Annotated in this window: 22 protein-coding genes; 13 read left to right on the top strand and 9 right to left on the bottom strand. The window is 65.3% G+C overall.

All coding sequences use genetic code 11. The features are described 5' to 3' along the window. Positions 1-109: 109 nt before the first annotated feature. From C486_RS01275 to C486_RS01265, 3 genes are all read left to right on the top strand, one after another. Positions 110-919 carry an Nmad3 family putative nucleotide modification protein gene (locus C486_RS01275; RefSeq protein ID WP_049910032.1) on the top strand — a complete coding sequence of 270 codons (810 nt, stop codon included), beginning with the start codon at positions 110-112 and terminating at the stop codon, positions 917-919. 97 nt (positions 920-1,016) lie between these two features. Then, complete coding sequence (locus C486_RS01270) at positions 1,017-1,550, top strand: acyltransferase (protein ID WP_008452146.1); 534 nt, start codon at positions 1,017-1,019, stop codon at positions 1,548-1,550. Positions 1,551-1,672: 122 nt separating this feature from the next. Further along, a complete protein-coding gene (locus C486_RS01265) occupies positions 1,673-2,728 on the top strand; it encodes a DUF4013 domain-containing protein (protein WP_008452145.1) in 1,056 nt (351 codons plus the stop codon). 128 nt (positions 2,729-2,856) lie between these two features. Here C486_RS01265 and C486_RS01260 read toward each other — a convergent pair whose 3' ends face one another. Further along, positions 2,857-4,026: an NAD(P)/FAD-dependent oxidoreductase gene (locus C486_RS01260; RefSeq protein ID WP_008452143.1), complete on the bottom strand. Its 1,170-nt coding sequence runs from the start codon at positions 4,024-4,026 to the stop codon at positions 2,857-2,859. Between the two features lie 103 nt (positions 4,027-4,129). Beyond that, positions 4,130-5,050, bottom strand: a complete 921-nt coding sequence (gene rocF / locus C486_RS01255; RefSeq protein ID WP_008452140.1) for an arginase — start codon at positions 5,048-5,050, stop codon at positions 4,130-4,132. Positions 5,051-5,147: 97 nt separating this feature from the next. Between rocF and C486_RS01250 the strand changes: the two genes are divergently transcribed. Continuing rightward, the gene (locus C486_RS01250; protein ID WP_008452138.1) at positions 5,148-5,828 is read left to right on the top strand and encodes a metal-dependent transcriptional regulator; all 681 of its coding nucleotides are present in this window, start codon (positions 5,148-5,150) and stop codon (positions 5,826-5,828) included. Between the two features lie 174 nt (positions 5,829-6,002). Further along, positions 6,003-6,536, top strand: coding sequence for an Rrf2 family transcriptional regulator (locus C486_RS01245; RefSeq protein ID WP_008452137.1), 534 nt, complete (start codon positions 6,003-6,005; stop codon positions 6,534-6,536). Positions 6,537-6,712: 176 nt separating this feature from the next. Here the strand turns inward: C486_RS01245 and gyrA are convergent, their stop codons facing one another. The 4 genes from gyrA to psmA form a co-directional block, all read right to left on the bottom strand. Beyond that, positions 6,713-9,196, bottom strand: coding sequence for a DNA gyrase subunit A (gyrA, locus tag C486_RS01240; protein ID WP_008452135.1), 2,484 nt, complete (start codon positions 9,194-9,196; stop codon positions 6,713-6,715). 18 nt (positions 9,197-9,214) lie between these two features. Continuing rightward, on the bottom strand, positions 9,215-11,143 hold the full coding sequence (gyrB, locus tag C486_RS01235) for a DNA topoisomerase (ATP-hydrolyzing) subunit B (protein WP_008452133.1): 1,929 nt from the start codon (positions 11,141-11,143) through the stop codon (positions 9,215-9,217). Positions 11,144-11,255: 112 nt separating this feature from the next. Further along, positions 11,256-11,975 (bottom strand): archaeal proteasome endopeptidase complex subunit beta, encoded by a 720-nt coding sequence (psmB, locus tag C486_RS01230; protein ID WP_008452132.1) that lies wholly within the window; start codon positions 11,973-11,975, stop codon positions 11,256-11,258. Beyond that, the gene (gene psmA / locus C486_RS01225; RefSeq protein ID WP_008452130.1) at positions 11,968-12,711 is read right to left on the bottom strand and encodes an archaeal proteasome endopeptidase complex subunit alpha; all 744 of its coding nucleotides are present in this window, start codon (positions 12,709-12,711) and stop codon (positions 11,968-11,970) included. Before psmA ends, psmB begins: the two co-directional genes overlap by 8 nt. Positions 12,712-13,130: 419 nt before the next feature. On the opposite strand from psmA, the gene C486_RS01220 reads away from it, so the two are divergent. The 7 genes from C486_RS01220 to C486_RS01190 all read left to right on the top strand — a co-directional run bounded on the left by C486_RS01220 (position 13,131) and on the right by C486_RS01190 (position 22,639). Next, the gene (locus C486_RS01220; RefSeq protein ID WP_008452128.1) at positions 13,131-14,369 is read left to right on the top strand and encodes an NRAMP family divalent metal transporter; all 1,239 of its coding nucleotides are present in this window, start codon (positions 13,131-13,133) and stop codon (positions 14,367-14,369) included. A 264-nt stretch (positions 14,370-14,633) separates the two neighbouring features. Continuing rightward, positions 14,634-15,893: a hypothetical protein gene (locus C486_RS01215; RefSeq protein ID WP_008452126.1), complete on the top strand. Its 1,260-nt coding sequence runs from the start codon at positions 14,634-14,636 to the stop codon at positions 15,891-15,893. Continuing rightward, entirely contained in the window at positions 15,890-16,894 is a 1,005-nt protein-coding gene (locus C486_RS01210; RefSeq protein ID WP_008452125.1) for a hypothetical protein, read from the top strand. Before C486_RS01215 ends, C486_RS01210 begins: the two co-directional genes overlap by 4 nt. A 107-nt stretch (positions 16,895-17,001) precedes the next feature. Continuing rightward, positions 17,002-18,441: a dihydrolipoyl dehydrogenase gene (locus tag C486_RS01205; RefSeq protein ID WP_008452123.1), complete on the top strand. Its 1,440-nt coding sequence runs from the start codon at positions 17,002-17,004 to the stop codon at positions 18,439-18,441. 150 nt (positions 18,442-18,591) lie between these two features. Next, positions 18,592-18,948 carry a DsrE family protein gene (locus tag C486_RS01200; RefSeq protein ID WP_008452121.1) on the top strand — a complete coding sequence of 119 codons (357 nt, stop codon included), beginning with the start codon at positions 18,592-18,594 and terminating at the stop codon, positions 18,946-18,948. A 119-nt stretch (positions 18,949-19,067) separates the two neighbouring features. Further along, complete coding sequence (locus tag C486_RS01195) at positions 19,068-21,551, top strand: DNA topoisomerase VI subunit B (RefSeq protein ID WP_008452119.1); 2,484 nt, start codon at positions 19,068-19,070, stop codon at positions 21,549-21,551. Beyond that, a complete protein-coding gene (locus tag C486_RS01190; RefSeq protein ID WP_008452118.1) occupies positions 21,548-22,639 on the top strand; it encodes a DNA topoisomerase IV subunit A in 1,092 nt (363 codons plus the stop codon). Before C486_RS01195 ends, C486_RS01190 begins: the two co-directional genes overlap by 4 nt. A gap of 275 nt (positions 22,640-22,914) precedes the next feature. On the opposite strand, the gene C486_RS01185 is transcribed toward C486_RS01190, so the two are convergent. Next, positions 22,915-24,267 (bottom strand): Nramp family divalent metal transporter, encoded by a 1,353-nt coding sequence (locus C486_RS01185; RefSeq protein ID WP_008452116.1) that lies wholly within the window; start codon positions 24,265-24,267, stop codon positions 22,915-22,917. Between the two features lie 248 nt (positions 24,268-24,515). Here C486_RS01185 and C486_RS01180 point away from each other — a divergent pair, with 248 nt between their 5' ends. Next, entirely contained in the window at positions 24,516-24,821 is a 306-nt protein-coding gene (locus C486_RS01180) for a hypothetical protein (protein ID WP_008452114.1), read from the top strand. Positions 24,822-24,928: 107 nt separating this feature from the next. On the opposite strand, the gene C486_RS01175 is transcribed toward C486_RS01180, so the two are convergent. After that, positions 24,929-25,633 carry an MBL fold metallo-hydrolase gene (locus C486_RS01175; RefSeq protein ID WP_008452112.1) on the bottom strand — a complete coding sequence of 235 codons (705 nt, stop codon included), beginning with the start codon at positions 25,631-25,633 and terminating at the stop codon, positions 24,929-24,931. 72 nt (positions 25,634-25,705) lie between these two features. After that, positions 25,706-26,443: a fumarylacetoacetate hydrolase family protein gene (locus C486_RS01170; protein WP_008452110.1), complete on the bottom strand. Its 738-nt coding sequence runs from the start codon at positions 26,441-26,443 to the stop codon at positions 25,706-25,708. Positions 26,444-26,477: the final 34 nt, after the last annotated feature.

The following is a 26,477-nucleotide window of genomic DNA, read 5'->3' as shown; positions in this document are numbered from 1 at the left end:
GACGGCGTGGACCGCCCGTGACAGCCAGTCGCGACGACACCGCCGGCGGGGTTCGGCGACCGATCGGCGGCTTTATCGCCCCGTCGATCCGATCGACGGAGACGAAGCCATGACTGTCGTTCTCGCTGGCGTCGGCGCTGACAGCACGAACGTCGGCGCGCTGGCCCCGCTCTACGACGACGGCCGGTTCGAATACGTCCCGATCCCGGAGAAAACGCGGGCGACCGACGAGTCCGAAACGCTCGGTTCGTGGGAGCTCCGAGCCGGTGACGGCACTGCCGCGGACCTGACGACCCGCATCACCCCCCAGCCGGTCCACGACGGGACCGAAACCGTCACCGGTGAGGCCCTCGAGTCCTGGCCGCTCCATCGGGACCCGAACTTCGAGGGGCTGACGTACGGTGAACACCGGACCAGCGGCTACGTCTCGCGGCTGCGCGCGCTCGAGCCGGGCGACGTCGTTGGGTTCTACGCCGGTCTGCGACGGCCCGGCGGGGACCGCGCTCACCGCTACCTGATCGGCTACATCACCGTTGACGACGTGGTCGTCGTCGGTCCGGACACGCCGCCGGCCGAACGCGCGGCCGTTCTCGAGGCGCATCCGGCGAACGCCCACGCGAAACGCGCCCGGGACGGCGAGTTGTATCTCGAGAAGCCGGTCGTGATCGTCGACGGCCGTGAGCCGGGTGGCCTCTTCGAGCGCGATCCGATCCGGCTCAGCGACTACTACGTCAGGGATGGCAACGAGCGGGCGCAGTACTACTTGCGCGAAGAGATCGCCGACGAGTGGAACGTTCGGGCCGGCGGCGCGAACATGATGTTCAAGCCCGCCTACCGGTGTGCACTCTCGGGCGCTGCGTTCCGGGAGCTGGTCGGTCTCCCCGGTGATCGCACGGCCCCGCGGGACGGGCGCGACTGACGGGCCGGCGTTCGTTCGACTCGATCGCGCTCGTCGCGTCGAGAGCCGGCTCCGCATCGCTCGGTTTGATGTACCACTGTGTCTAACGTGACAGTCAGTGACAGCTTCAGACGAACCGACGCCGCGACACGACCGCCTCGAGCGTCACGCGACGCCCGGACCGCGAAACTCGCTGGCCCACTGGACCGCCGCTCGCAACCCGCTCCGGGTCGCGATCAACTACGTCGTCGTCTGGCTCGTCAGGATTTCGCCCAGCCTCCGACTCAAGCGCTGGCTCCTCCGCCGGATCGGCGTCACGGTCGGCGCGGGCGTCTCGTGGGGACTCGAGGCGACACCGGATGTCTTCTGGCCGGATTTGATCACGGTCGAGGCGGGCGCGATCGTCGGCTACGACGCGACGATCCTCTGTCACGAGTTCCTCCAGGACGAGTATCGAACGGGCGAGGTCGTCGTCGGCGAGCGGGCGATGATCGGGGCCGGCACAATCGTCCTCCCGGGCGTCGAGATCGGCGAGGGGGCAAGCGTCGCGGCGAACTCCCTGGTGACACGCGACGTACCGCCCGGAGCGACGGTTGCCGGCGTCCCGGCCCGGCAGATGGGCGACGAGGGCGACGTTCCGGCCGCGACGTAACCGTCTCCGCGCGGTCACCTTCCGATGTCGTCGTGTGGTCCGCCTGGCCGTCGTCTCGTTTCAGTCACGACGAGTGTCATCGGGAACAGAATTACTATACCAACGTGAACGAATTCCTGCCCATGTCGTACTGTCACGACTGTGACGAGGAATACGAACCGGGGACCATCCTCTGCCCGGAGTGTGGGGGGAAATTAACCGGGGCGGACAATGACACAGGAACCGCGTCGGGCTGGTCGACCGACGAGTCCGGAAGCGACGACACGTCCGGGTGGTCGAGTAACGACTCGGCACGTACTGACACGTCCGGATGGACAACGGATACTTCTGCAAGCGACGATACGTCCGGGTGGTCGAGCACTGATTCGACGGAGGACGACTCCGGGTGGGGGAGCGCCGATGCCACGGCAACCAGTGGCGCGGCGACGGCCCACCGGGAACCGGGGCCGACCGCCGCGTCGGAACCGCGCTACCACGACAGGGATATCTTCGAGTTCTCGTTTGCGTTCCCGCTCGGGAAGGGCGGCAAGCCGCTGCTGATCGATTCCGTCCTCCTTCTCTTGTCCGTTCTGCTCGTGCCGCTGCTGTTTTCCTACGGCTACTCCTATCGCGTCGGTCGCGCGGCGGCGCGGGGAGACGGCGATGTCCCCTCGTTCGACGACTGGGGTGGACTGGGAACGGACGGCCTGCTCCTCGTCGGCGTCTATCTCGGCGTCGTACTCGCAATCAGTGTGCTCGTGGCCGCGTTCCTCGGCGCGATAGCCGTGGTCGGGGAGTCGTCGGCGCTCATGCTCACCCTCCTCGCGATCGGGACGCTGCTCGTCTTCGCGTGCGTCTACGTCGCCGGCGCGATCGTCCCCGTCCTGATCGGCACGGGCAGCCTCACCGAGACGTTTTCAAACGGCCGCCTCCTCGAGTTCGCGCTCTCGCGACACTATCTCAAGGGCGTCGTCCTCCTGTTCGTGTTCTGGATCATCCTGTCGATCGCGGCCAGTATCGCTGCGGTGCTCCTCGCGATCACCGTTTTCGGTATCGTCCTGCTGATTCCGCTGTACTTCGTGTTCACGGCGTACACTGCGAACCTCGCGTTCGCCATGTGGGGCTACATCTATAACGAAGCGGCGGCGGCCGGCGACGTCGAACCCGTCGATCCCGACGCATCGCTCGGCCTGCGATAGCGGTCGGGTCGGACGGATCGCGCCGACTTCGAGCACAAACGGTCCGCGATGGGAGTGGCCCGCGAGACGGCGAGCAAACCGTCTCGATTGGGGCGACTCACACCTAATCCCGGGTTCAAACGCCGGGACTACAGCGACGACCAGGACTTCCGCGCTTCGTTCCAGGAGGTAACGTCGGCGATCCAGCGGGCTGCGATCATCTTTTTCAGGTTCTGGGCCGGGAGACCGCCGAAGGTGTCGACGGGCAGGGAAATCCCGAAGGCCGGCTTCACGTCGTGGGCGACCGCCTTTTCGCCGACGGAGACGACCGTCCCTTTGTCCTCGTGTTCCCAAGTCCGGAGCGGTCGGTTCTCAATCGCACGCGCGATGTTCTCGCCGGCGACCTCCGCGGCCTGCCAGGCGGCCTGTGCCGTCGGCGGTGCGGGCTGGTCGCCCTGATCGATGATCGCCGAGTCGCCGATCGCGAACACGCGCTCGTCGGAGGTCTGGAAGTTCGCACCGGTGTTGACGCGGTTGTGTTCCTTCTCGAGGTCAGCGGTCTCCATCGCGTCCCGTCCCGTGATGCCGCCGGTCCAGACGAGAACGTCGTGGTCGAGGGGCTCGCCCTCGTCGAACTCGATGTGATCCGCAGTGGCCTCGGTGATCGGGTCGTCCGTATGGATCTGGACGCCCGCTTGCTCGAGCAGGTCGCGCAGCGCCTGTTGAATCTCCGGATCGTTGCCCGGGAAGATCTCCTCGAGTGCTTCGACGAGATGGATCTCGATGGGTGCGCGGTGTTCGTCGCGGAACTCGGCGATCTCGCCGGCAGTCTGGATGCCGGAGAGGCCGGCACCGCCGATGACGACCTGTGCGGGCTCGCCACGGGTTGCGTCGCGGCTGGCGTCGCTGACGGCCTCGTGGATCTCGAGGGCGTCGTCCAAGCTCTTGAGGGTCAGGGAGTGCTCCTCGAGGCCCGGAATGCCGTAGTAGGCGGTCTGGCTGCCGAGTCCGACGAGGACGTAATCGTACTCGACATCGTCGCCGTCGGCGAGTTCGACGACCTGTTCGTCGATGTCGAGGCCGGTGACTTCGTCCTGGATGAACCGGGTCGACGGGTCGGCGATCTGCGTGGTCGGGAACGTGATGTCGGATCGAACGTCCGGGTCCCGAATAACGCGGTGTGCTTCGTGTAGCACGAGATGATAGTCGACATCGGCGATCCAGGTCAGCCGCGCGTTACCCCCGAGCTCCGACTGGAGCTTGTTGATTGCACCAGTACCGGCGTATCCAGCACCGAGCACGACGACGTTCTCAGTCATATGCCACACTGGGAAGCACTATGATACAAAGCTGTTGAAACAGGACTCGGCATGGTTACGATTGACAGGCCGTCGGCTCGGCCGAACCCCGTCGCCAGTGCCCTCAGAGGATTCGTTTGCCGAACGTGCTGGCCGTTAGCTCCGCCGCTAGCGTCGCCGTTTCGTTCCCCTCGTCTAGGATTGGGTTCACTTCGACGACGTCCATTGATCGGAGGATCCCCTCCGCCTCGTCGCGTCGGGACAGCGTCTCGAGCGCGGCGTGGGCTTCCCGGTAGGTGACACCGCCGCGGACGGGAGTGCCAACCCCGGGTGCCGTCTTGGGATCGAGCCAGTCGAGGTCGAGGCTCACGTGGACGCCGTCGGTGCCGTCGGTCGCGACCGCGAGGGCGTCGTCGACGACCGCGGAGATGCCCCGCTGATCGATGTCGGCCATGGTGAAGGCGGTGATCTCGCTTTCACGGATCAGTTCGCGCTCGCGGTCGTCGATGCTCCGGAGTCCGACGTAAGCAATCGACGACTCCTGGAGCCGAGGCGCAGGTGCCCACTCCGTTTCGCCGAACGCGCCGCGGCCGAGGGCGGCGGCCAGCGGCATCCCGTGGACGTTCCCGCTGGGAGAGGTTTCGGGCGTGTTGAGGTCGGCGTGGGCGTCGAACCAGATCGCCCCGAGGTCGGCGTCGCGTGCCGAACCAGTCAGCGACCCGATCGCGACCGAATGATCCCCGCCCAGCACGAGCGGGAACTCGCCGTCCGCGAGCGTTGTCGCGACCCGATCGCGCACCCGCTTACAGACGTCCTCGATCTCCCGGAGGAACTTCGCGTCCCCCCGTCTGGGCTGATCGGCGTCCGGATCGCGCTCTTCGGCCCGCGGCATCGTCAAGTCGCCGTCATCGATCGGGTCGACGCCTGCTCGCTCGAGGCCGTCCGCGAGGTCCGCGTATCGAATCGCTGACGGTCCCATGTCGACGCCGCGGCGGTTCGCTCCGTAGTCCATCGGTGCCCCGATGATTCTGACGGTCCGTTCCATACGCCCGATAGATCACCGCCCGGCTTGGTCGTGGCGATTGCGGTGCGGTCGCTCTGGCGACAGCTTTAGGGTTAGACCCGTCTAAACTCGGCATAGCATGATGCTGAGCGACGTGATGGAAGACTACCTCAAAGCGATCTACCAGCTTCAACGCGAGACCGACGATCGGATCAAGACCTCTGAGATCGCCGAGGAGCTGGATGTCACGTCGCCGACGGTCACCAGTATGCTCGACAAACTCGAGGACCGGGAACTCGTCGATCGCGAGAAGTATCGTGGCGTGACCCTGACCGACGAGGGCGAGACCGTCGCCCTGGAGATCGTCCGCCATCACCGGCTGCTCGAGGCCTACCTCACCGAGCACCTCGATTACGACTGGTCGGAGGTCCACGCGGAGGCCGATCGACTCGAACACCACATCAGCGAGGACTTCGAGGCGCGCGTCGCGGACGCCCTCGGCGAACCCGAGGTCGACCCCCACGGCTCGCCGATTCCGAGCGCCGACCTCGAACCCCCGACGCGGCCTGAGGGGAAATCGATCGCCGAGTTCGAGGAGGGGACCGTCGTGACCGTCGCCGAGGTCGCCGACCGCGATCCGGAAGTCCTCTCCTATCTCGCCGAGCACGGCGTCGAACCCGGCGTCGAACTCGAGATCATCGAAATCGCGCCCTTCGGGATGGTGACGGCCCGCTCGAGCGAGGCCGACGATCCCGTGTCACTGCCGGAGTCCGTCGCGAGCCACGTCTGGGTCGCAGCGCCCGCAGAGCCCGAGGCGTAGCCGATCCGGACTGCGACCCGCTCTTTCCAACTCGCTGGCAAGCGACTCCACAGTCTACTCTCCCCGACGAACGAAGAGAAACACCTTCCCATACCCGATTCAAACGTCACAATCCTGGCGAAACGATTCCGCTGACCCGCCGGGTTTAAGGAATCCAAATACGAATAAATACCTATGTCATCAATCGAACTCACGCCGAGCCAGAAGAAAATTCTCCGCGCGCTCACGAACCTCCACAAGGAGACCGAAGACGCCATCAAAGGCGAGGATATCGCCGAACAGGTCGACCGCAACCCGGGGACGATCCGCAACCAGATGCAGAGCCTCAAGGCCCTCCAACTGGTCGAAGGCGTCCCCGGCCCGAAAGGCGGGTACAAACCGACGGCAGCCGCCTACGAGGCCCTCGAGATCCAGCAGATGGACGAACCCGCCGCCGTCCCGATGCAACACGAGGGCGAGCCCATCGACGACACCATCATCGAAGAGATCGACCTCTCGAGCGTTCACCATCCGGAACTCTGCCGCGCGGAGGTCCACATTCAGGGCACACTCAGCGAGATTCACGAGGACGACTCCGTCACCGTCGGTCCGACGCCGCTCTCGAAGCTCCTCATCGAGGGGACAGTCGACGGCAAAGACGACACGAACAACATCCTCATCCTGCGGATCGACGACATGGTCGCGCCCGCCGAGGAACCGGCTCACTGATCCGCCGGGCGGCCGCGTTCTCCCTCTCTTCGAGCGTTGCCACCGTCTCTTGATCTCCGCTCGTATGACGGCCGCGCGAGCAGCGGACATCTCGGCGACTCCGCGACCGTTCGTTCTCCTGCCGTCGACCGACCCCAACTGCCTGTCTCGAGTCGTGTTCGGCCGCCGAAAACGCGTTAGTCGGCCGCGTCGGACGCGTCGTCGGCGGTCGCCGACGCGGGGATGTCGTCGACCGCGGCGACCGCGTCATCGTCTTCGACTTCCATGACGATCACGCCCATCGTGTTGCGGCCGACGGTCGAGATCTCGTCGACGCGGGTCCGGACGATCTGGCCGCGCTCGCTCATCACCACGAGTTGATCGTCGTCGTCGACCGCCTTGACGGCCGTCACGGGACCGTTTCGTTCACCGGTCTTGATATCGATCAGCCCCTTGCCGTACCGGGACTGGGTACGATACGCGGAGAGCAGCGTCCGCTTGCCGTAGCCGTTCTCCGTGACGGTCAACAGCGCCTGCTCGTCGTCCTCGTCGGTCGCGACGAGGCCAGCCACGGCATCGCCCTCCTGTAGTTTGATGCCGTTGACGCCGCGTGCGTTCCGGCCCATCGCTCGGACTTCCGCCTCGTCGAAGCGGATCGTCATGCCGCCTTCGGTCGCGATGACGAGGTCCTGCGAGCCGTCGGTGACCTCGACGTCGACGAGTTCGTCGCCGTCTTCCAGGTCCGCGGCGATGATGCCCGTCGAGAGGATGTTGTCGAACTCCTCGCCGGCGGTCCGCTTGACGTAGCCGTTCCGGGTCGCCATCGTCACGAACTCGTCGTCGCCGAAGGCGTCCGTGTCGACGATAGCCGTGATGTCCTCACCGGGATCGAGATCGAGGATGTTGACGGCGGATTTCCCGCGTGCGGTCCGTCCCATCTCCGGGATCTCGTAGGTCTTGAGCCGGTAGACTGCACCCTGATTCGTAAAGCACAGCAGGTAATCGTGAGTGTTCGCCCGGAAGACCGTCGAGACGCTGTCGTCCGTTTTGACGTCCGCGCCGATTATCCCTTTCCCGCCGCGACCCTGGGGGTCGAACTGCTCGATCGGCATCCGCTTGACGTAGTCGTCTTCGGTCATGACCACGAACACCTCCTCTTCCGGGATGAGATCCTCGTGAGTGACCGTCCCCTCGTCTTCGATGATCGAGGTCCGACGGTCGTCGGCGTACTCGTCTTTGATTTCGCGGAGTTCGTCTTTGATGACCGAGAGCAGTTCGTCCTCGCTCTCGAGGATCGCCGTCAGCCGTTCGATCTCGGCCTGGACCTCCTCGTACTCCTCGTTGATCTCGGCGGCCTCCATCGAGGTGAGGCTACCCAGTTGCATGCGGACGATGTGGTCGGCCTGGTCCGCGGAGAAGTCGTAGGCCGCCTGGAGATTCTCCTTCGCGTCCGACCGCGTCTCGCTGTCCCGGATCAACTCGACCACGTCCTCGGCGTTCTCGACGGCCGTTAGCCGCCCCTCGAGAATGTGTGCTCGATCCTCGGCTTCCGCGAGGTCGTACTCGCTGCGTCGGCGGACGACCTCGCGACGGTGGGAGATGTACTCCTCGAGCGTCTCCTTGAGCGAGAGCACGCGCGGCTGGCCATCGACCAGCGCGAGGTTGATCACGCCGAACGTTCGCTCGAGATGGTTCTCGAGCAGTTTGTTCTTGACGACCTCGGCGTTGGCCCCGCGTTTGAGTTCGATGACGATACGGACACCATCGCGGTCGGACTCGTCGCGCAGGTCGGTGATCCCGTCGAGCTCGCCCTCGTTGACGTCATCGGCGATGCGCTCGACCAGACGAGCCTTGTTGGCCTGGAAGGGGAGTTCGGTGACGACGATCCGCTCCCGGTTCGATTTCCATTCCTCGACCTCGAACTCGGCGCGAACGCGGAGGCGGCCGCGACCGGTCTTGTACGCCGAGTAGATCGCATCCCGGCCGACGATGTTCGCGCCCGTCGGGAAGTCGGGGCCGTTGACGTGCTCCATCAGGTCGTCGACGGTCGCGTCGGGATCGTCGATCAGTTCGATCGTCGCGTCGATGACTTCGCCCAAGTTGTGCGGCGGGATGTTCGTCGACATCCCGACCGCGATCCCCGAGGACCCGTTGACAAGCAGGTTCGGGAACGCCGCCGGAAGCACGTCGGGCTCTTGGAGGCGGTCGTCGTAGTTCGCCGAGAAGTCGACCGTATCCTTGTCGATGTCCTCGAGCAACTCCTCGGCGACGGGGGCCATCCGGGCCTCCGTGTATCGGGGTGCGGCGGCCGGATCGCCGTCCATCGAGCCGAAGTTCCCCTGGCCGTCGACCAGCGGATATCGCATCGAGAAATCCTGGGCCATCCGGACCAAGGTGTCGTAAATCGCGCTGTCGCCGTGTGGGTGGTAGTCACCCATTGTCTCCCCGACGATCGAGGAGGACTTGCGGTGGCTCGAGCCGCTCGAGACACCCATCTCGTGCATCGCATAGAGGATGCGCCGGTGGACGGGTTTGAGTCCGTCACGGGCGTCCGGTAGTGCGCGACCGGCGATGACGCTCATCGCGTAGTCGATGTAACTCTGCTCCATCTCGTCTTCGATACGGACGTTTTCGACTGACCGTGCCTCTACGTCCGTCGGATCGGGTACGTCTGAACTCATATGGTTACATCACGTCGTCTATATGTCGATCCACTCGGCTTCGGGGGCGTGGTCCTTGATGAACTGCTTGCGGGGTTCGACGGCGTCTCCCATCAGGACGGAGAACATCTTGTCCGCCGCGGCCGCGTCCTCGATGGTGATCTGCTTTAAGATGCGGTTGTCAGGGTTCATCGTCGTCTCCCAGAGCTGTTCGGGGTTCATCTCGCCGAGTCCCTTGAACCGTTGGACTTGCGAAGGGGTGCCGTCACATTTCTCCGCGACGATCGCGTCGCGTTCGGCCTCCGTCATCGCGTCGTAGGTCTCCCCGCGATACCGGATGCGGTACAGCGGCGGCTGGGTCGCGTAGACGTACCCACCCTCGAGCAGCGGGCGCATGTGCCGGTAGAAGAACGTCAACAGGAGCGTTCGGATGTGGGCCCCGTCAACGTCGGCGTCGGTCGCCATGATGATCTTCTTGTAGCGGACGTCTTCGATGTCGAACTCGTCGCCGATCCCCGCCCCGATGGCGGTGATCATGTTCCGGATCTCGTCGTTCTCGAGGATGCGATCGAGACGGTGTTTTTCGACGTTCAGAATCTTCCCCTTGATGGGGAGGATGGCCTGGAAGTCGGGGTTCCGGGCCTGTTTCGCGCTGCCGCCCGCGGAGTCGCCCTCCGCGATGAACAGTTCGGCCTCGTCGGGGTCTTTGGTCTGGCAGTCCGCCAGTTTCCCGGGCAACGAGGTGGACTCCAGGGCGGATTTCCGGCGGGTGAGTTCCTCGGCCTTCTGGGCGGCCATCCGGGCCTTCGCGGCCTCGACTGCTTTGGCAACGATCGCCTCGGCGGTGTCGGGGTGTTCCTCGAAGTAGGTGCCAAGCCCCTCGTGCATGGCGCTCTCGACGATGCCCCGTACTTCGGAGTTGCCGAGTTTCGTCTTCGTCTGCCCCTCGAACTGGGGATCGGGGTGTTTGATCGAGATGACCGCCGTCAACCCCTCGCGGATGTCCTCGCCTTTGAGGTTGTCATCGAGGTCCGAGAGGAGGTCGTTCTCGTTGGCGTAGTCGTTGACACACCGCGTCAGCGCGGTCTTGAAGCCGGTGAGGTGGGTCCCACCCTCGCGGGTGTTGATGTTGTTCGCGAAGGCGTGGATCGACCCCTGCAACTCCTCGGTGGCCTGCATCGCGACTTCGACCTGGATGTTCTGTGCTTCGTCCTCGAAGTAGATGACGTCGTCGTGCATCGCCGAGCGCGTCTCGTTCAGATAGTTGACGAACTCGCGGATGCCGCCGTCGTACTCGTAGGTCTCGGTGACTGGATCGCCCGCATCGGTCTCCTCGCGCTCGTCGCGGAGCGTGATGCGAACCCCCGAGTTGAGGAATGCCAGTTCTCGAAGCCGGTTCGACAGCGTCGAAAACGAGATCTCGCCGGTCTCGAAGATGTCGGTATCCGGCCAGAACCGGATCTCCGTGCCCGTTTCGTCGTCGGGTTCCATGTCGCGTACGCGCTCCATGTCGCCAACGGGTTCCCCGGCCTCGAACGCGTGACGGAAGACACCGTCGCGTTTGACCTCGGCCTCGAGGCGTTCGGAGAGGGCGTTGACGACGGAGACGCCGACGCCGTGGAGGCCGCCGGAGACCTGATAGGACTTGTTGTCGAACTTGCCGCCGGCATGGAGGACGGTCAGAATGACCTCGAGCGCAGGGCGGTCGTACTCCTCGTGTGTATCGACGGGGATACCACGGCCGTCGTCCGCGACGCTCACCGAGCCGTCCTCGTGGATCGAGACGGTGATGTCGTCGCAGTGGCCGGCCAGTGCCTCGTCGATCGAGTTGTCCACCACTTCGTAGACTAGATGGTGGAGTCCTCGAGAATCGGTAGAGCCGATGTACATCGCCGGACGCTTTCGTACAGCCTCCAGGCCTTCCAAGACCTGAATCTGTCCGGCTCCGTACTCGCTTTCCTGGGACATGTAAAACCTGCTTTCGGATAGCAGTCCGGCCCTAATAAAAGTCACGTGTACGCGCGCGAGCGCGACCAGGACAGCGCCGGAACAACGCCGGACGAACGGCCCCGTGCGTGGCCTAGATAACCGCGTCGAAGTCGTCGTGGCCCCGAATGTCGACGCCCTCGTCGGTGACCGCCGCGAGGAAGACGCCGTTCCCGGAGACGGTATCGCGCTCGACGGCACTTTTGATCGCACGAGCAGCCACCGACTGGGCGGCCTCGAGCGAGAGGTCGTCCTCGTACTCCTGCTCAAGGAGGCCGTAGGCGAGTTGCATCCCGCTGCCGGTGACGGTGTAGTCGTCGGCCATCACGCCGCCGGCAGGATCGATGCTGTAGACATGGCTCCCCTCGTCGTCGACGCCGCCGAGGATGGGGTTGATCGCACGGAACGGACCGCCGCGGGCGAAGTTACCCGCAAGCGTTGCCAGCGCCTCGATGGGCATCGGCTCGCCGCGACGCGATTCATAGAGGTTGACCTCGGCGCGAAGCGTTCGGATGAACGACTGCGCGCCGCCGACCGAACCGACCAGCGTCAGCGCACCCGTGGGGTGGATCTGCTCGACCTTCTGGACGTCCTTGTTCGAGACGAACCGCCCGCCCAGACTGGCACGCATGTCCGTCGCGATGACGACGCCCGCGTCGGTCGTGATGCCGATGGTCGTCGTCCCCGTGGAGTTGACGTTCTCGCCGTAGTCGTCGCTCGCCTGGCTGCCAGCAGGAAGCGAGCCCAGTTCGGGCTCGTACGGCGACGGGTCGCCGTTCCCCTGGGGTGTCGACGGCTGATTCCAGTTATTCATCGGTCTCCTCCGGCGTGTCGATCTCCGCGAGGATCGACTCGAGGCGGTCGGGTTCGACCGAGTGGAACGATTCGTCGTCGGTCGTGACCGTCGCGACATCGACGTCGACGGCGTCGACGAGGTCGTCCTCGGCCGCGCTGAGCGCGCTCAAGGCGAGTTCGATGCCGCCGTCGACGTCGAGGTCTTCACGGTAGTGCTCCTCAAGGTAGCCCTGGATGGTGTCGCGATCGCCGCCGATGGCGGCCGCCTTCCACTCGTAGTCCGTCCCCGAAGGGTCGGTCTCGAACAGTTTCGGCTCGCCGTCGTCGATGCCGCCGACGAGGAGGGCGACGCCGAACGGCCGGGCACCGCCGGTCTGTGTGTACTCCTGGATGTGGTCGGTGACCGCACGGGTCAGCGTTTCGACGCCGATTCGCTGGCCGTACCGGAGCTGTTCTCCCTGCGCGCGGCGGCGAGCGAGATCGACGAGTTGGCGGGCGTCGGCGACGTGACCGGCGCTCGCGACGCCGACGTGGTCGTCGGCCTTGTGGATCTTTTCGACGCTCTCGCGTTCCATGAGCGGCGAACTGACCTGCCGATTGGCGGCGAGAACGACGCCATCGGACGTTCGAAGACCGACGCTCGCGGTGCCGCGCTTGACGGCCTCGCGGGCGTACTCGACCTGGTAGAGGCGTCCGTCCGGGGAGAAAATGGTGATTCCCCGATCGTACGCCTGCTGATTGGATTGTCCTTGCATAGATTTCAGTCTTCACCTCTGGTAAGGGATAGAAATATATAGGCCTTCTTCTGAAGGCAACCTGGCCTACGACGGTCGGTCCGTCCCGGACACACAAGAACGTACTGCCAGCATACGCCGCGAGCGCGGGATCGCGGCGTGGTCGTTCGGAGCCGCTCGGCGGTCGTCCGCACGGTCCGACGGCGTCGCACCCGTTTCCAAGACACGTATCGGATTCCGGTGCCGACGACCGTTCTCGAGCCGGCCACCGAAAGAGCCGTCTGCTATCTCAAGCGTTCCCCTCAACCGATCCCCGGCCGTCGTTCCGGTACAGCATTCCGTACAGGTGCGTGCATTCCGGCCGGCCCGCCTCGCGACCGGCGGCCGTCGGTGGCTCGAGGTGGCCGAGACACCTGCCGCTTTTCGGGACGCCACGACTCATGGAAAAACACAGTACCGCGGTGGACGTTTCCGTCGAAAAGGCCAAAGAAACCATTCAGCAATACGGGCTCGGGCTCCTCCTTGCGGCGAATATTTTCGGAGCCGGGTCCGTGTACATTCTGACGCAGGCGGGCGTCAGCTTCGGGTTCGGTCTGTTGTGGGTCATGCCGCTGGCGCTCGCCGTCGGGCTAACGATGCACGAAATGTCGGCCCGGCTGGCGGCGAGAAACCAACCGCTCATGGAGTACATCAGGGACGTGATCGGGCCGACGGCGGCGAAACCGTTCGCCATCGGGATCGCATTCATCATGCAGTTCTGGAGCGTCGCCAACTACGCGCTCGCCGGGGCCGCACTGGTCTTTCTCACCCCGCTCTCGAGCTTGTACGTGGGAATTATCGTCATGGCTGCGCTCGGGATCTCGCTGGTCGAACTCCGCGTCTACAGCCGTATCGAGGGCGTCATTGCCACGCTCGTGCTCGGGATCTTCGCCTCGTATCTCGTTATCGTCGCGAACCTCCAGCCGTCGCTTGGAGGGGTCGCCCTCGGTTTCGTCCCGACGATTTCCGCTGACTTCGACTACCTGACGATGATCATCGCGCTGATGGGGACGACGGTCTACTATCCGAACTTCTTCATTCAGACGAGCATGCAACACGAAAAGGACTGGGAGGCCGTCTCCCGGTACCGGAAAGACCACACGTTCGGACTGGCCGCCGTCGTCGTCCTCAGCGCGACGGTGATCATCGCGGCGGCGATGGCCGTTCCCGACGGGACGCTCACGCTAACCGCACCCGCACAGCCGCTCATGGACATGATCGGACCGTGGGTCCTCGGCGTGTTCGTCCTCGCCGTCGGCGCTGCATCCTTTACCAGCGCGACTGGCACGCTGTTCGCCGCCGGGTTCATGGTGCCCCAATCCTACGCACTGCACACGCAGTTCGGCGACATGCATTTCCGCCGGACCGTTCACTTCCTCATCGGGCTCTCCGTCGCCCTTGCGATCCCGATCCTGGCGTTTACCGAGTTCACACCCGTCAGACTGGCGCTCCTGATGCCCGCGGTCAACGGTGTCATCGGCCTGCCGATCACGGCGCTGGCGCTGTTCGCGGCGATCAAGCGATACGTCGATCCGAGTCGACTCGAGCAAGCGGTCTTCCTCGCCGCCGTGGTGCTGATGTTCCTGATCTCGCTCGTGACGGCCGAATCGCTGACTCGATCGATCGTCGACCTCCTCTGAGAGCGGCCCGTTGGCGGGCGACGGAGTCAGCGGTCCCGGTGTGGAGACGTCGGGAACGGGTCTCACCGCCGTCCGAACTGCTTTTCGGCCCGCTCACTGGACCGTTCGTGCGTCTCGACTGCCCCCTTCCCTCGTCGGGAGTTGCCCGTCGAGACCCTCGCCGATCCGGTCCACCGGAGCGAAACGGGACGGCCGTCGCCGTCGTTCCGAATGTGGCATGCTCCAGCACAATCGACTTATCCCCCGTTCTGGTAGGCTGGGCCGATGCTTCCGCTCGTCGCCGGCGTGCTCGTTCTCGTCGGTTGTGCGGTGGTTCTCGAGGTCGTGTCGTATCGGGCGCTCGAAGTGATTCCGTCGGTCGCCACCGAGGAGTTCCCCGAGATCGATCGGGAGTTACTGGACAAGTTCAGCAGCTTCGACCCCGAACTGGGCTGGTGTCCCCAGCCGAACCGGAAAAAACAGAAAGACACCGGTGACCATCTTCCCGGCGAGGAGGTCCGGAGCGTCGTGACCTACGCCACCGACGAGTACGCGAGCCGGGTCTGTCCGGCGGCAGCGCGCGACCCCGACGCCGAGCTCACCGTCTCGACCTACGGCGACTCCTACTGCTTCTGCCGGGAGGTCGACAACGACGAGACGTTCCAACACTATCTCGCGGCGGAACTCGACACTCACGTCGCCAACTACGGCGGCGGGAACTACGGCCTCGACCAGGCGCTCATGCGGCTCAAGCGCCAGTATCCGGACGACCCGACCGACCACGTGTTCATGGTCGTCACCGCGTCCTCGATCGCGCGCATCCTCTCGGTCTGGAAACACTATCAGGAGTTCGGGAACGTCCTCGCGGTCAAGCCTCGGTACGTCCTCGAGGACGGCGAGTTAGAACGGATCGAGAGCCCCGTCGACGAGAAGGCGGAGTTGCTCGATCTCGAGTCGAAAGCCGACGTCCTCCGGGAGTACGACTTCCACTACGATCACTGGTTCAAACCACATTTCGCGACCCGACCCTACACCGCGGCCTTCCTCGAGCGGAACGAACACGTCCGGTATGCGGCGTATACGGCCGCAAAGGAACTCGAGCGGCGACTCGGCCAATCGCTGCCGGGGATCGACTTCGATCTCGCCCAGACCCGGTCGGCACTGCGACTGGAGCACCCTCGCGTCCGGTATCACGAGCGGCTGTTCGAGACCCACGCGTTCCTCTTCGATGCGCTCGTCGAGGAGTTCGTCGACTACGCGGCCGAACGGGATTTCGAGCCGACGTTCGTGATGGTCCAGCAACTTCGGTACGCGACCTACGAGTCAGAACACGGCCCCATCTACGGCGACCTGCTCGAGCGACTCGAGGATCGATACGACGCGTTGACGACGATCGACATGGCCACGCATCTCGTCCCCGACGACGGCGATGTCGAGTCGCTGTACGTCGAGCGCGGTGAGGGTGGCCACTACAGCCCCGAGACCAACGCCGAGATCGCGCAGGTGCTGGCCGCGGTCATCGAGGAGCGGGCGGTCGCCGAATGAACCCGGTCTCTCTCGTCGTCGGGATCGCCGTCCTCGGCACCGGAATCGTCGACATCATCTGGACGACGCTGTGGGTCGACGGCGGCTCCGGCCCCGTTTCCGGTCGGTTCACGACCGGCGTCTGGAAGGGGCTACGCGCCGCGACGGGGGACCGCAACCGGGCGCTCAGCCTCGCCGGCCCGCTCATTCTTATCCTTACGCTCGCGATGTGGATCGGCCTCATCTGGATCGGCTGGACGATCATCTTCTCGAGCGAGCCCCTCGCCGTCGTCAACAGCCGGACCGGCGGTCCCGCCGACTGGTGGGGGCGGTTCTACTACGTCGCCTACACGATGTTCACGGACGGTAACGGCGACTACACTCCCGTGTACGGCGGTAACGTCTGGGAGGTCGCCAGCGCGTTCACGACGGCCTCCGGAATGGCCTTCGTCACGCTCGGCGTCTCCTACGTCCTGACAGTCCTCGGTGCCGTCGCCGACAAACGCTCCTTCGCCAGCACCGTGACGGGGTTGGGAACCCGCAGCGAGGCGGTCCTCCGAACCGGCTGGAACGGCACGGATTTCCGCGGGCTCGAGCTGACCGTCGAGTCGCTCGCGGCGGATCTCAGTTCCCTCGCCGAACAACACAAATCCTACCCGATCCTGCACTACTACCACAGCGAGCAGGCCGAGCGGGCCTCGGCCGTCGCCGTTCCGATCCTCGACGAGGCGCTCATGCTATCCCGATACGCGATGCCCGAGGAGGCGGGGCTCGACCCTGCACTCGTCGAAAACGGGCGCTCGAGCGCACGGAGCTACCTCGAGACGTTGGACGAGTCGTTCATCGATCCCGCGCCGTCGGTCCCGCGAGCGCCGGACCTCGATCGCCTGCGCGAGGACGATATCCCGACCGTTTCCGACGAGGCCTTCGCCGAGGCGCTCGCCGACCTGACTGACCGGCGACGGCGACTCCTCGGCGTGGTCGAGGCGGACGCCTGGGAGTGGCCGCCGGTAGAGGAGTAGCACAGGGTCGGTTTTCGGTAGTTTTCGAACACCACCGGCGCGGATTCCGCTCGGGTCCCGCGGAAACGCGGCCCGGTATTCATTGCCTCGGGGGCCGTCTGCCGCCCATGGAGGAGTACGACTTCCTCGTCATCGGCTCCGGATCGGGGCTCGACGTGGCGAACGCGGCGGCGAATCAGGGCCAGTCGGTCGCGATCGTCGAGAAGGGACGGCTCGGCGGGACCTGTCTGAATCGGGGCTGTATCCCCTCGAAACGGTTGTTGTATCACGCCGATGTGCTGGAAACGATCGAGCAGGCTGATGCGTTCCACATCGACGCGACCGTCGAGGACGTCGACTTCGCCGAGATCGTCCGCGGGGTCACCGCGGACGTCCACGGCAGTTCCGACTCGATCGAGCGCGGCCTCGCCTCGTCGGACCGCCATGACCTGTACCAAGCGGAGGCCCGGTTCGTCGACGAGCGGACGATCGAACTCGCCGGCGGCGATCACGACGGCGAGCAGCTCACCGCCGACACCGTCCTCGTGGCGGCCGGGACCCGCCCGGCAGTCCCGCCGATCGACGGTATCGAGTCCGTCGACTCCCTCACCAGCCGCGAGGCGCTCCAACTCGAGTCCCCGCCGGATCACCTGGTCATCGTCGGCGGCGGCTACATCGCCGCCGAACTGGGACGATTCTTCGGCACCTTCGGCAGCGACGTGTCGATCATCGGCCGCCGCCCACACCTGCTGCCCGACGCCGACGCGGAGGTCGCCGCCGCGTTCACTGAGCGCTACGCTGACCGGTTCGACGTCTACACTGGCTCCGAGGCCACTGCGGCCATGCAGTCGGGAGAGTCGATCACTGTCGAAGCGCGCCCGTTTCCGGAACCCGAGGGGGACGGACGCGACGTCGATCCCGTCTCGGTCACCGGCGACGAACTGCTCGTCGCGGCCGGCCGCGTTCCCAACACGGACACGCTGAACGTCGCGGCCGCCGGCATCGAAACCGACGCAGCCGGCTTCGTCGAGACGGACGAGTACCTACGGACGACTGCCGACGGCGTCTGGGCGCTGGGCGATATCGTCGGCGAGTATCTGCTGAAACACAACGCGAACCACGAGGCGCAGGCCGTCGCACGGAACCTGTTTGGCGAGGTCCTCGAGCCGGTCGACTACTCGGCGATGCCCTTCGCCGTCTTCGGCTCGCCGGAAGTCGCCGGCGTCGGCCTCACCGAGCAAGAACTTCGCGACGCCGGGCGGGAGTATGCGAAGCGGACCTACCGCTACGAGGATACCGCCCGCGGATCGGCGATGAACGCCGAGGGGTTCGTCAAGCCGATCATCGACCTCGAGGGGGAAATCCTCGGCTGTCACATCATCGGTCCCGACGCCTCGGATCTCATCCAGGAGGTCGTCGTCGCGATGACGGCCGGCTCCGGGACGGTTCGGGACATCCGGGAGTCGGTCCACATCCACCCCGCGCTCTCGGAGGTCGTCCAGCGGGCCTTCTCGGGGCAGTTTACGCAGGGTGGCGGGTACGATCACGATCACAGCCACGATCACTGACACCATCCGGCAGGATGAGACCGCCCGTCGCGTTCCGTCCCCGATATCGCACGCCTCGAGTCGACTGACAGTCGCCGCCGCGACGGCTCTTCGACCGCGGCACACGACCGCCGTTCCCTTTTGTAGTCCACCGGCATACCTTCCTCCCTAATGACGAACGCAGCAATCGTAATCCTGGCAGGCACCGAATCGCACAGCGATACCGGGCGACTCGTCAACGGTCTCGAGGCGGCCAGGGAGTTCGCCGAGAACCCCGACGACGACCTCGAACTCATCTTCGACGGGGCCGGGACCCAGTGGATTCCGGAACTGGAAGACGAGGACCACGACTACCACGACCTCTATCGGTCGGTCAGCGACGAGGCGGCGGCCTGTGACTACTGCGCGGGCGCGTTCGGCGTCGAGGATGCGATCGACGATGCCGGGGTCGTCACGATCGACGACAATGAGGGCCACCCGAGCATCCGTTCGCTGGTCGCCGACGACTACGGGATCATCACCTACTAACGGGGTGGAGCCCGCAAACGTCCCGGGTTGTGGCACCGACGCAGTGAAAACGCCGCTGCGGATTCACTTTCACTCCGGTAGCACACAGCTTTTAGCCCCGCCGTTAGTACAGGGTGACGATGACGTCGTTCCAGTCGACACTCGGTGACGAGCCGGGGATCGCCGAGGAGCTGGCCGAGAGCCAGCAGTCGATCTCCATCGCCGAGTTCTTCGAGAAGAACAAGCACATGCTCGGCTTCGACAGCGGCGCTCGAGGCCTCGTCACGGCCGTCAAGGAGGCCGTCGACAACGCCTTGGACGCCGCCGAGGAGTCGGGTATTCTCCCGGATATCTACGTCGAAATTCAGGAAGTCGGCGACTACTATCGCCTGATCGTCGAGGACAACGGTCCGGGGTTGACCAAGGAATCGCTCCCGAAGGTTTTCGGGAAACTGCTCTACGGCTCTCGCTTCCACGCACGCGAACAATCTCGCGGACAGCAGGGGATCGGGATTTCCGCTGCCGTGCTCTACGCCCAACTGACCAGCGGCAAACCCGCCAAGATCACCAGTCGCACGCAGGGCTCCGAGGAGGCCGAGTACTTCGAACTCATCGTCGACACCGATACCAACGAGCCCGAGATCAGCGTCGAGGAGACGACCACCTGGGATCGCCCCCACGGGACGCGCATCGAACTCGAGATGGAGGCGAACATGCGCGCCCGTCAGCAACTCCACGACTACATCAAGCACACGGCGGTCGTCAACCCCCACGCCCGCCTCGAGTTGCGCGAACCGCAGGAACACTTCAAGTTCGAGCGCGCGACCGACCAGCTTCCCGAGGAGACCGAGGAGATCCGGCCCCACCCCCACGGCGTCGAACTCGGCACCGTGATGAAGATGCTGACGGCGACGGACTCCCAGACGGTCTCGGGGTTCGTCCAGGAGGAGTTCACCCGCGTCGGCAAGAAGACCGCCGACTCGATCATCGACGCGTTCCGCGACCGCTACTACGGCCGCGAAATGCGCTGGCGGCCGCCGGCCACACACGAGGCCGTTGACCTCCACGCCGCGGTCGAGGACGCGACGGCGAACAAGGGTGCCGAGGCGACGGCGGCGTTCGCCGCGGCCATCGCCGACGGCGTCGCCGACCACGACCGCATCGCACACCACGAACTGCTCGAGACGGTCGAATCGGCGGCCGAAGCGGTCGAGGACGAGCACGGAACGACGTTCGGCGACACCGTCCGCGAGAACGCAGTCGAAGCGGTCTGGCTCGAACTGATCGACGCCGAGGCGGACGCGGAGACGGACGAGAGCGACGGGGCCGAGGGAGACAGCGATTCCCGGCTGGTCGCCGACCTCTCCGACCTCGCGGATGAGGCGACGAGTACCCGCAAGGACGACGAGATCATCCACGCCTTCGCCGACCGACTCGCCGCCAAGTTCGACGCCGAACTCGAGAGCGACGAGGAGGACGGCGGGAACGTTCGCCACCGACTCACCCGCACGGACCTCCGGGAACACGTCGACCGGGTCGCCGACCTCACCGAGGAGTACGACGACGTCTCCTTCGGCGAGACGGCCCGCGGGAACGTCACCGATGCGATCTGGGACGTGATGGCCACCGTGCCGGACGACCCGCCGCTCGTCCGGGAACTCGACGGCGACCGCGACGCCACCAGCGACCTCGTCGACGCGATGCGCGCGACCGACATCATGGCACCGCCGACGCGGTGTCTCGCACCGATCTCCGAGGACCTCATCACCGCCGGTCTCAAGAAGGAGTTCGATGCGGACTTCTACGCCTCCGCGACCCGCGATGCGGGCGTCTCCGGCGGCGATCCGTTCATCGTCGAGGCGGGGATCGCCTACGGCGGCGAGTTACCGGCGGAGGGTACCGGCGACGTCATGCGATTCGCGAACCGCGTGCCGCTGGTCTATCAGCGCGGTGCCTGTGCGACGACGGACGTGGTCAAGTCGATCGGCTGGCGCAACTACGGGCTCGACCAGCCCGGGGGCTCCGGACTGCCGAACGGGCCGGTCGTAATCATGATCCACGTCGCCTCGACGAACGTTCCCTTCACGAGCGAGTCGAAAGACGCCGTCGCGAACGTCCCGGAGATCGAAGACGAGATCGAGCTCGCGATCAGGGAGGCGGCCCGCGACCTCAAGAGCTACCTCAACAAGCGCCGGTCGATGCAACAGCGCCGGAAGAAACAGAACGTCCTTGGGAAGATCCTCCCGGAGATGGCCACAAAAGTCGCCGAAGTGACCGGCCGCGACGAGCCCGACATCGACGACGCGATCGCCCGCATCATGAACAACGTCCTCGTCGAGCGCGACGTGACCGAAAACGGCGACGGACAGGCGGTCTCGGTCGTGGTCGAAAACAACTCGAGTACGAACGAATCCCTCGAGATCACCGACATCGTTTCGGCGGAGCCGACCGCCCTCTCGGACGGCGCGACGGTCGTCGAGATGGACGGCGAGTGGTTCGTCAAGTGGGAACCCGAGGTGGGAAGCGACGACGAGGCGGCCCTCGAGTACGAGGTCCCGGCCGACGCGACGTTCGATCTGGACATCAAAGGCGTCGAAAGCGAGAAACTGACCGTAAACCAATGAGCGCAGACGACACCCAACAGGCACGAGAACAGTTGATCGATCTCGCGGCGCAGTTCTACGACCAGTTCGAACTGGGCGAGATCCCCCACATGTCCGTGCCGACGCGGACGAAGAACAACATCGAGTACGACGAGGAGATGGATGTCTGGGTCTACGGCGACCGCGAGTCGACGCGATCGGCCAACTCCGTCCGCGGCGCGCGAAAGCTCCTGAAAGCGGTCTACACGATCGAGTTCCTCGCCGACCAGCTCGAGGCGGACCGTTCGTCGACCCTGCGTGAACTCTACTATCTCTCCGAGAGTTGGGACAACGACGAGGCCCAGTTCAACGACCAGGACGAGTCCAACAGCATGGTCGAGGACCTCGAAATCGTCTCCGGGGTCACTCGCGAGGACTTCCACATGCGCCCCGAAGAATCCGGTGCGACCCTCATGGGGCCGCTGCACCTCCGCGAGCAGACCCGGCGGGGCGAACGCGAGATCCACTGTCAGGAAGACGTCGGGGAGGGCGGGTACCAGATCCCGAACAACCCGGACACGATCGAGTTTCTCGACTGTGACGCCGACTTCATTCTCGCCGTCGAAACCGGTGGCATGCGGGACCGACTGGTCGAGAACGGGTTCGACGAGGAGTACAACGCCCTGATCGTCCATCTCAAGGGCCAACCCGCGCGGGCGACCCGTCGGATCACCAAGCGACTCCACGACGAACTCGGGCTCCCGGTGACCGTGTTTACCGACGGCGACCCGTGGTCGTACCGCATCTACGGCTCCGTCGCCTACGGCTCGATCAAGTCCGCCCACCTGTCGGAGTACCTCGCGACCCCCGAAGCGGACTTCATCGGCATCCAGCCCGCCGACATTGTCGAGTACGAACTGCCGACCGACCCGCTCTCCGACTCGGACATCAACGCTTTAGAGAGCGAACTCGAGGACCCGCGGTTCCAGACCGAGTACTGGGAGGAACAGATCGAACTGCAACTCGACCTCGGGAAGAAGTCCGAACAGCAGTCGCTGGCGTCTCACGGCCTCGACTTCGTGACCGAAACCTATCTGCCGGAGCGACTGGACGAGATGGGCGTCCTCTGAGACGGGCTGCTGGACCGATTTCCCGGCGACCCCACAGACGGGTCGGGCCGGACGCGATCGGGTTCCGCTTCGAGGTCGCTGTCCGTGTCTCGAGTGCGACCGATCCCCGCGAACGGCGATTGCGGACACGGTTCCGTTCCGCGTTCGCATCGCGGCCGATCGTCCCCGCTGGCTCGCGGCCCGTATCCGCTCGAGCGGGCGGTCACTGCGCATCGTCGTCCGTCGGTGACTGCGACACGAATTCCGTGGAGCCGTCGGCGTTCCAACCCGGGCAGTCAACCGATGACCCCGAGTCGAACCGCCGCTCCCATCGCCCCGAAAAGCAACACCAAGAGCAGGCTGACGACGTAGTACGCGTGCCAGACCCGCGAGGGACGGAACGGGTCGGGCAGATTCTTCTCGACGACGTACCAGTTGGCCGGGTAGAAAAATATCTCGGTGACCGCTAACACCGCGGCGACGGAGAGCAACAGCGTCACCGGAACCTCGCCCAACGCGAGAACCATCGCGCTGCTGACGGCGACGACGCCGACGACGACCAGTTTTCGTACCCGTTCGCTGTCGATGTCGTCGTTCTCGAGGGCCATCGGAAGGATGTCACCGGTGGCGCGGGCAGCCCCATCCAGGAGCGTGATGACCGTCGAGTACAGCGCGGCGAACCCGCCGAGCAGCATGGCGTAGGACGACCACTCGCCGAAGGAGTCGCTCAGGATTGAGCCGATCGCAACCGCGAGGTTCGTATCCGTCGGCGGCTCCGGATAGAGCACGTTCGACGCCAGCATCACCATGGCGACGATCAGCAGGAAGCTGAACGCGTAGCCGATATTGAAGTCGCGGCGACCGGTCCGGATCCACGCCCGGATGTAGTCGTGGTGTTTCGGGTCGTCGGGATCGAGCCCTCGCTCCTCGAGTTCGCTCGCGCCGTCGCCTTTCGCCATGCTCCAGCTCCCGATCAGGATGCTCGTACTGAAGCCGGTCGGCGCGAAACCCGCGGCGGCGGCGAACAGTCCGACAAAGACCGGCCCGGTTGGATCGGGCACCGCAAAGGCCGTCTCGAGGACGATATCGCCCGCCGGCGGGCCGACGATCACGCCCAGGAGGACAAGCAGACCCAGCGCGATGGTAAAGGCGATCAGAGCCGTCTCGAGCAGGCTGTACCGCGAGACGACGACGAGCAGCCCCGCGCCGCCGACGAAGACGACGTACGCGATGGGAGCGGTGACCCACTCGGGCGTGAGCGCGGCGACGAACGCGGCCGTGCTCATTCCGACGCTGGCCGTGATGAACGTGTACATCCCGGTGAACACGAGGAGCGTCACCCAGAGCGCCCAGTTCTTGGGACCGGGGAGCTGATCGTAGGCTTCGATCGGGTTCGCGCCCGCGCCGTAGTTGTACCGGATGCCGAGCTCCCAGGCACCGTACTTCGCGGCGTAGATGAGACCGAACATCCAGATCGCGACGAGTCCGAAGGTCCCGCCGAGGGTGGGTGCGAGCACGATGTGGCTCCCACCGATACTGATCAGGGCCCACAGCATCGACGGGCCGAAGTGTTCCCTGAAAAACCCCCGCCAGTCCTGCTCCGGGTACTCGAGGTCCGGTTCGGGGACCGTCGTCTCCTCACTGCCCATCCGGATCACCGATCGTTCCGGGTGTCGTCCCGTTGCCCGGGAACGCGGGGGTGAGTCGGACCGTCTCTCCGGCTATGGTAACAACCATCATGACTGTCGGAGAATTCCCCACGGGGCACTTATAATGTGCGACTTTCGAATCGGTACCGATCATGTCGGTTAGATGGGTGAGTCTCCCGTCGGTGCCCTGTGACTGCAGGTGCAATCGGTTCCCGTCTGTGGCGGGTCGTCTCGGCTAGACTCGTGATATGGCCGACGACAACGACAGCGAACGGCCGTTGCACAGCGAGCCCGACGAGGAGGCGATCGACGAGCCGACGACCTCCTCCGCCCAAGAGGCCGACGAAACCGCGTGGATGTTAAAGGAGGGCGTCTCGATCGGTCTCATCGCCATCGGTGCCATGGTGGTGCTCGGTCTGGGCCTCCTGCAAGGGACCGGCCTCGTCGATCTGTTCGCACCGATCGCGGACACCGGGTTCGGGCAGTGGGCGGCGTTCGCAGTGGTGGTACTCGTCGGTCTCACGGTGTTCGTCTGGTCGCGACTGGGCGTCTGATCCCACCGCAACGTGTTTCCCGACCACCTCTAACGTGTCCGTGACGACCGCCGTAGCCGCGCTCGTCGCTCGAGAGAGGGGCGCTCGCGGCGCGGCCGTCGTGTCGTCTATCCGTCGAGGGCGACCGGAATCCCGCGTCTCGCGACGTCGACGACGAACGCGTCCACGTCGGCTTCGGTCTCGGGGACGGTATCGTAGCGGACCGGGACCACGAGGTCGGGCTCGATTCGGTCGGCCAGCGACGCGGCCGCGTGGCGATCCATCGTGACTGTGCCGTCGATCGGCGGCAGGAAGCAATCGACGGACACGGTGTCGTGAACGTCGTGGCCATCAGTATCGCCGGGCCAAAAGACCGTCACGCCGTCGATCGTGATGCCGAAGCCACAGCCTCGTCCCTCGGGGTGATAGGGCACGCCCTCCTCGTTCGTGTGCGGCCCGTCGGGGTCGTTGTACGCCGGCGTCGTGAAGAGATCGAGCGGTCCGAGGACGAACGACTCGTCCGCGCGGACGCGTTCGACATCGAACGGCAGGTCCTCGGGTCGCTCGCTGATCCCCTCGATCTCGCTTCCGTCGATCGATTCGTGGACGACGACCAGTGCATCATCGCGAGCGACCCGTCGAATCGAGTCGGGATCGTAGTGGTGGTCGTGAGAAACGAGTATCAAATCCCCGTCCCGAGGCTCGGAGCCGTCCAGAACGCCGGCTCGTTCCGGGCCGGGGTCCGTGTAGACGACCGCGCCGGTCTGTCCCTCGAGCCTGACGGTCGCGAGGCCGAGCCACTCGAGCGTTATCGCGTCGAATCGGACCGTCATGCCTCGTGGTTCCTCGAGCGACCCGAAAAAGGTTCACCGATCGCGTCGGCGGCGCGGTTCGTGGCTCGCAACTCAGGGAATCCGGACAGCGTGCTCGAGCGTGCCGACGCCCTCGATTTCGATCTCGATCTCGTCGCCGTCGGACAGGGGCCCGACGCCCTCGGGCGTGCCGGTCGCGATCACGTCGCCGGGCTCCAAGGTGAGGTAGGTCGTGATCTCGGCGATCAGTTCGGGGATCGAGAAGATGAGTTGCTCGCGGGAGCCGTCCTGTTTCGGCTCGCCGTTGACTCGCGTCCGCACCGACGCGTCGGCGGGCACTTCATCGGGCGTCGCGAGGACGGGACCCATGGGCGCAGCGCCGTCGAACGCCTTGCCGCGGATCCAGTTTTGCTCCTGGCGCTGGTCGTCGCGATTCGAGAGATCGTTGACGCAGGTGAACCCTTCCACGACGTCCATCGCGTCGGCCTCGGAGACGTGCCGGCACTGCTCGCTGATGACGACGCCGAGTTCGGCCTCGTAGTCGATCCGGTCCTTGCCCGCGGGCGGGGACACGGTGTCGCCGTGGGCCGCGAGCGCGTTCGGCGGCTTCAGGAACAGCATCGGGCGGTCGGGGACCTCGGAGTCGAACTCCGCGGCGTGGGCGGCGTAGTTCTTCCCGATGCAAACGACTTTCGAGGGCTCCGACGGCGGGAGGACATCGATATCGTCGTCCTCGAGCGCGTAGCGCTCGGTGCCGAACCGAACCGTCCCGTTCTCGTACTCGCCGCGGCGGACCGCACCGGCCGGATCGCGAAAGCGGACGTATTTCATGCTCAATGGAATGGGCGCAGGGGCTAAAAAGGAT

This window comes from Natrinema gari JCM 14663, assembly GCF_000337175.1.
GTDB classification, from domain to species: Archaea; Halobacteriota; Halobacteria; order Halobacteriales; family Natrialbaceae; genus Natrinema; species Natrinema gari.
Note: the sequence above shows the minus strand (reverse complement) of the source record. Positions and strands in the feature narration are given on the sequence as shown.

Coding starts and splice junctions, on each gene's coding strand:
- C486_RS01275 (WP_049910032.1), top strand. CDS start 110: ATGACTGTCGTTCTCGCTGGCGTCGGCGCTGACAGCACGAACGTCGGC.
- C486_RS01265 (WP_008452145.1), top strand. CDS start 1,673: ATGTCGTACTGTCACGACTGTGACGAGGAATACGAACCGGGGACCATC.
- C486_RS01260 (WP_008452143.1), bottom strand. CDS start 4,026: ATGACTGAGAACGTCGTCGTGCTCGGTGCTGGATACGCCGGTACTGGT.
- rocF (WP_008452140.1), bottom strand. CDS start 5,050: ATGGAACGGACCGTCAGAATCATCGGGGCACCGATGGACTACGGAGCG.
- C486_RS01250 (WP_008452138.1), top strand. CDS start 5,148: ATGATGCTGAGCGACGTGATGGAAGACTACCTCAAAGCGATCTACCAG.
- C486_RS01245 (WP_008452137.1), top strand. CDS start 6,003: ATGTCATCAATCGAACTCACGCCGAGCCAGAAGAAAATTCTCCGCGCG.
- gyrA (WP_008452135.1), bottom strand. CDS start 9,196: ATGAGTTCAGACGTACCCGATCCGACGGACGTAGAGGCACGGTCAGTC.
- gyrB (WP_008452133.1), bottom strand. CDS start 11,143: ATGTCCCAGGAAAGCGAGTACGGAGCCGGACAGATTCAGGTCTTGGAA.
- psmB (WP_008452132.1), bottom strand. CDS start 11,975: ATGAATAACTGGAATCAGCCGTCGACACCCCAGGGGAACGGCGACCCG.
- psmA (WP_008452130.1), bottom strand. CDS start 12,711: ATGCAAGGACAATCCAATCAGCAGGCGTACGATCGGGGAATCACCATT.
- C486_RS01220 (WP_008452128.1), top strand. CDS start 13,131: ATGGAAAAACACAGTACCGCGGTGGACGTTTCCGTCGAAAAGGCCAAA.
- C486_RS01215 (WP_008452126.1), top strand. CDS start 14,634: ATGCTTCCGCTCGTCGCCGGCGTGCTCGTTCTCGTCGGTTGTGCGGTG.
- C486_RS01210 (WP_008452125.1), top strand. CDS start 15,890: ATGAACCCGGTCTCTCTCGTCGTCGGGATCGCCGTCCTCGGCACCGGA.
- C486_RS01205 (WP_008452123.1), top strand. CDS start 17,002: ATGGAGGAGTACGACTTCCTCGTCATCGGCTCCGGATCGGGGCTCGAC.
- C486_RS01200 (WP_008452121.1), top strand. CDS start 18,592: ATGACGAACGCAGCAATCGTAATCCTGGCAGGCACCGAATCGCACAGC.
- C486_RS01195 (WP_008452119.1), top strand. CDS start 19,068: ATGACGTCGTTCCAGTCGACACTCGGTGACGAGCCGGGGATCGCCGAG.
- C486_RS01190 (WP_008452118.1), top strand. CDS start 21,548: ATGAGCGCAGACGACACCCAACAGGCACGAGAACAGTTGATCGATCTC.
- C486_RS01185 (WP_008452116.1), bottom strand. CDS start 24,267: ATGGGCAGTGAGGAGACGACGGTCCCCGAACCGGACCTCGAGTACCCG.
- C486_RS01180 (WP_008452114.1), top strand. CDS start 24,516: ATGGCCGACGACAACGACAGCGAACGGCCGTTGCACAGCGAGCCCGAC.
- C486_RS01175 (WP_008452112.1), bottom strand. CDS start 25,633: ATGACGGTCCGATTCGACGCGATAACGCTCGAGTGGCTCGGCCTCGCG.
- C486_RS01170 (WP_008452110.1), bottom strand. CDS start 26,443: ATGAAATACGTCCGCTTTCGCGATCCGGCCGGTGCGGTCCGCCGCGGC.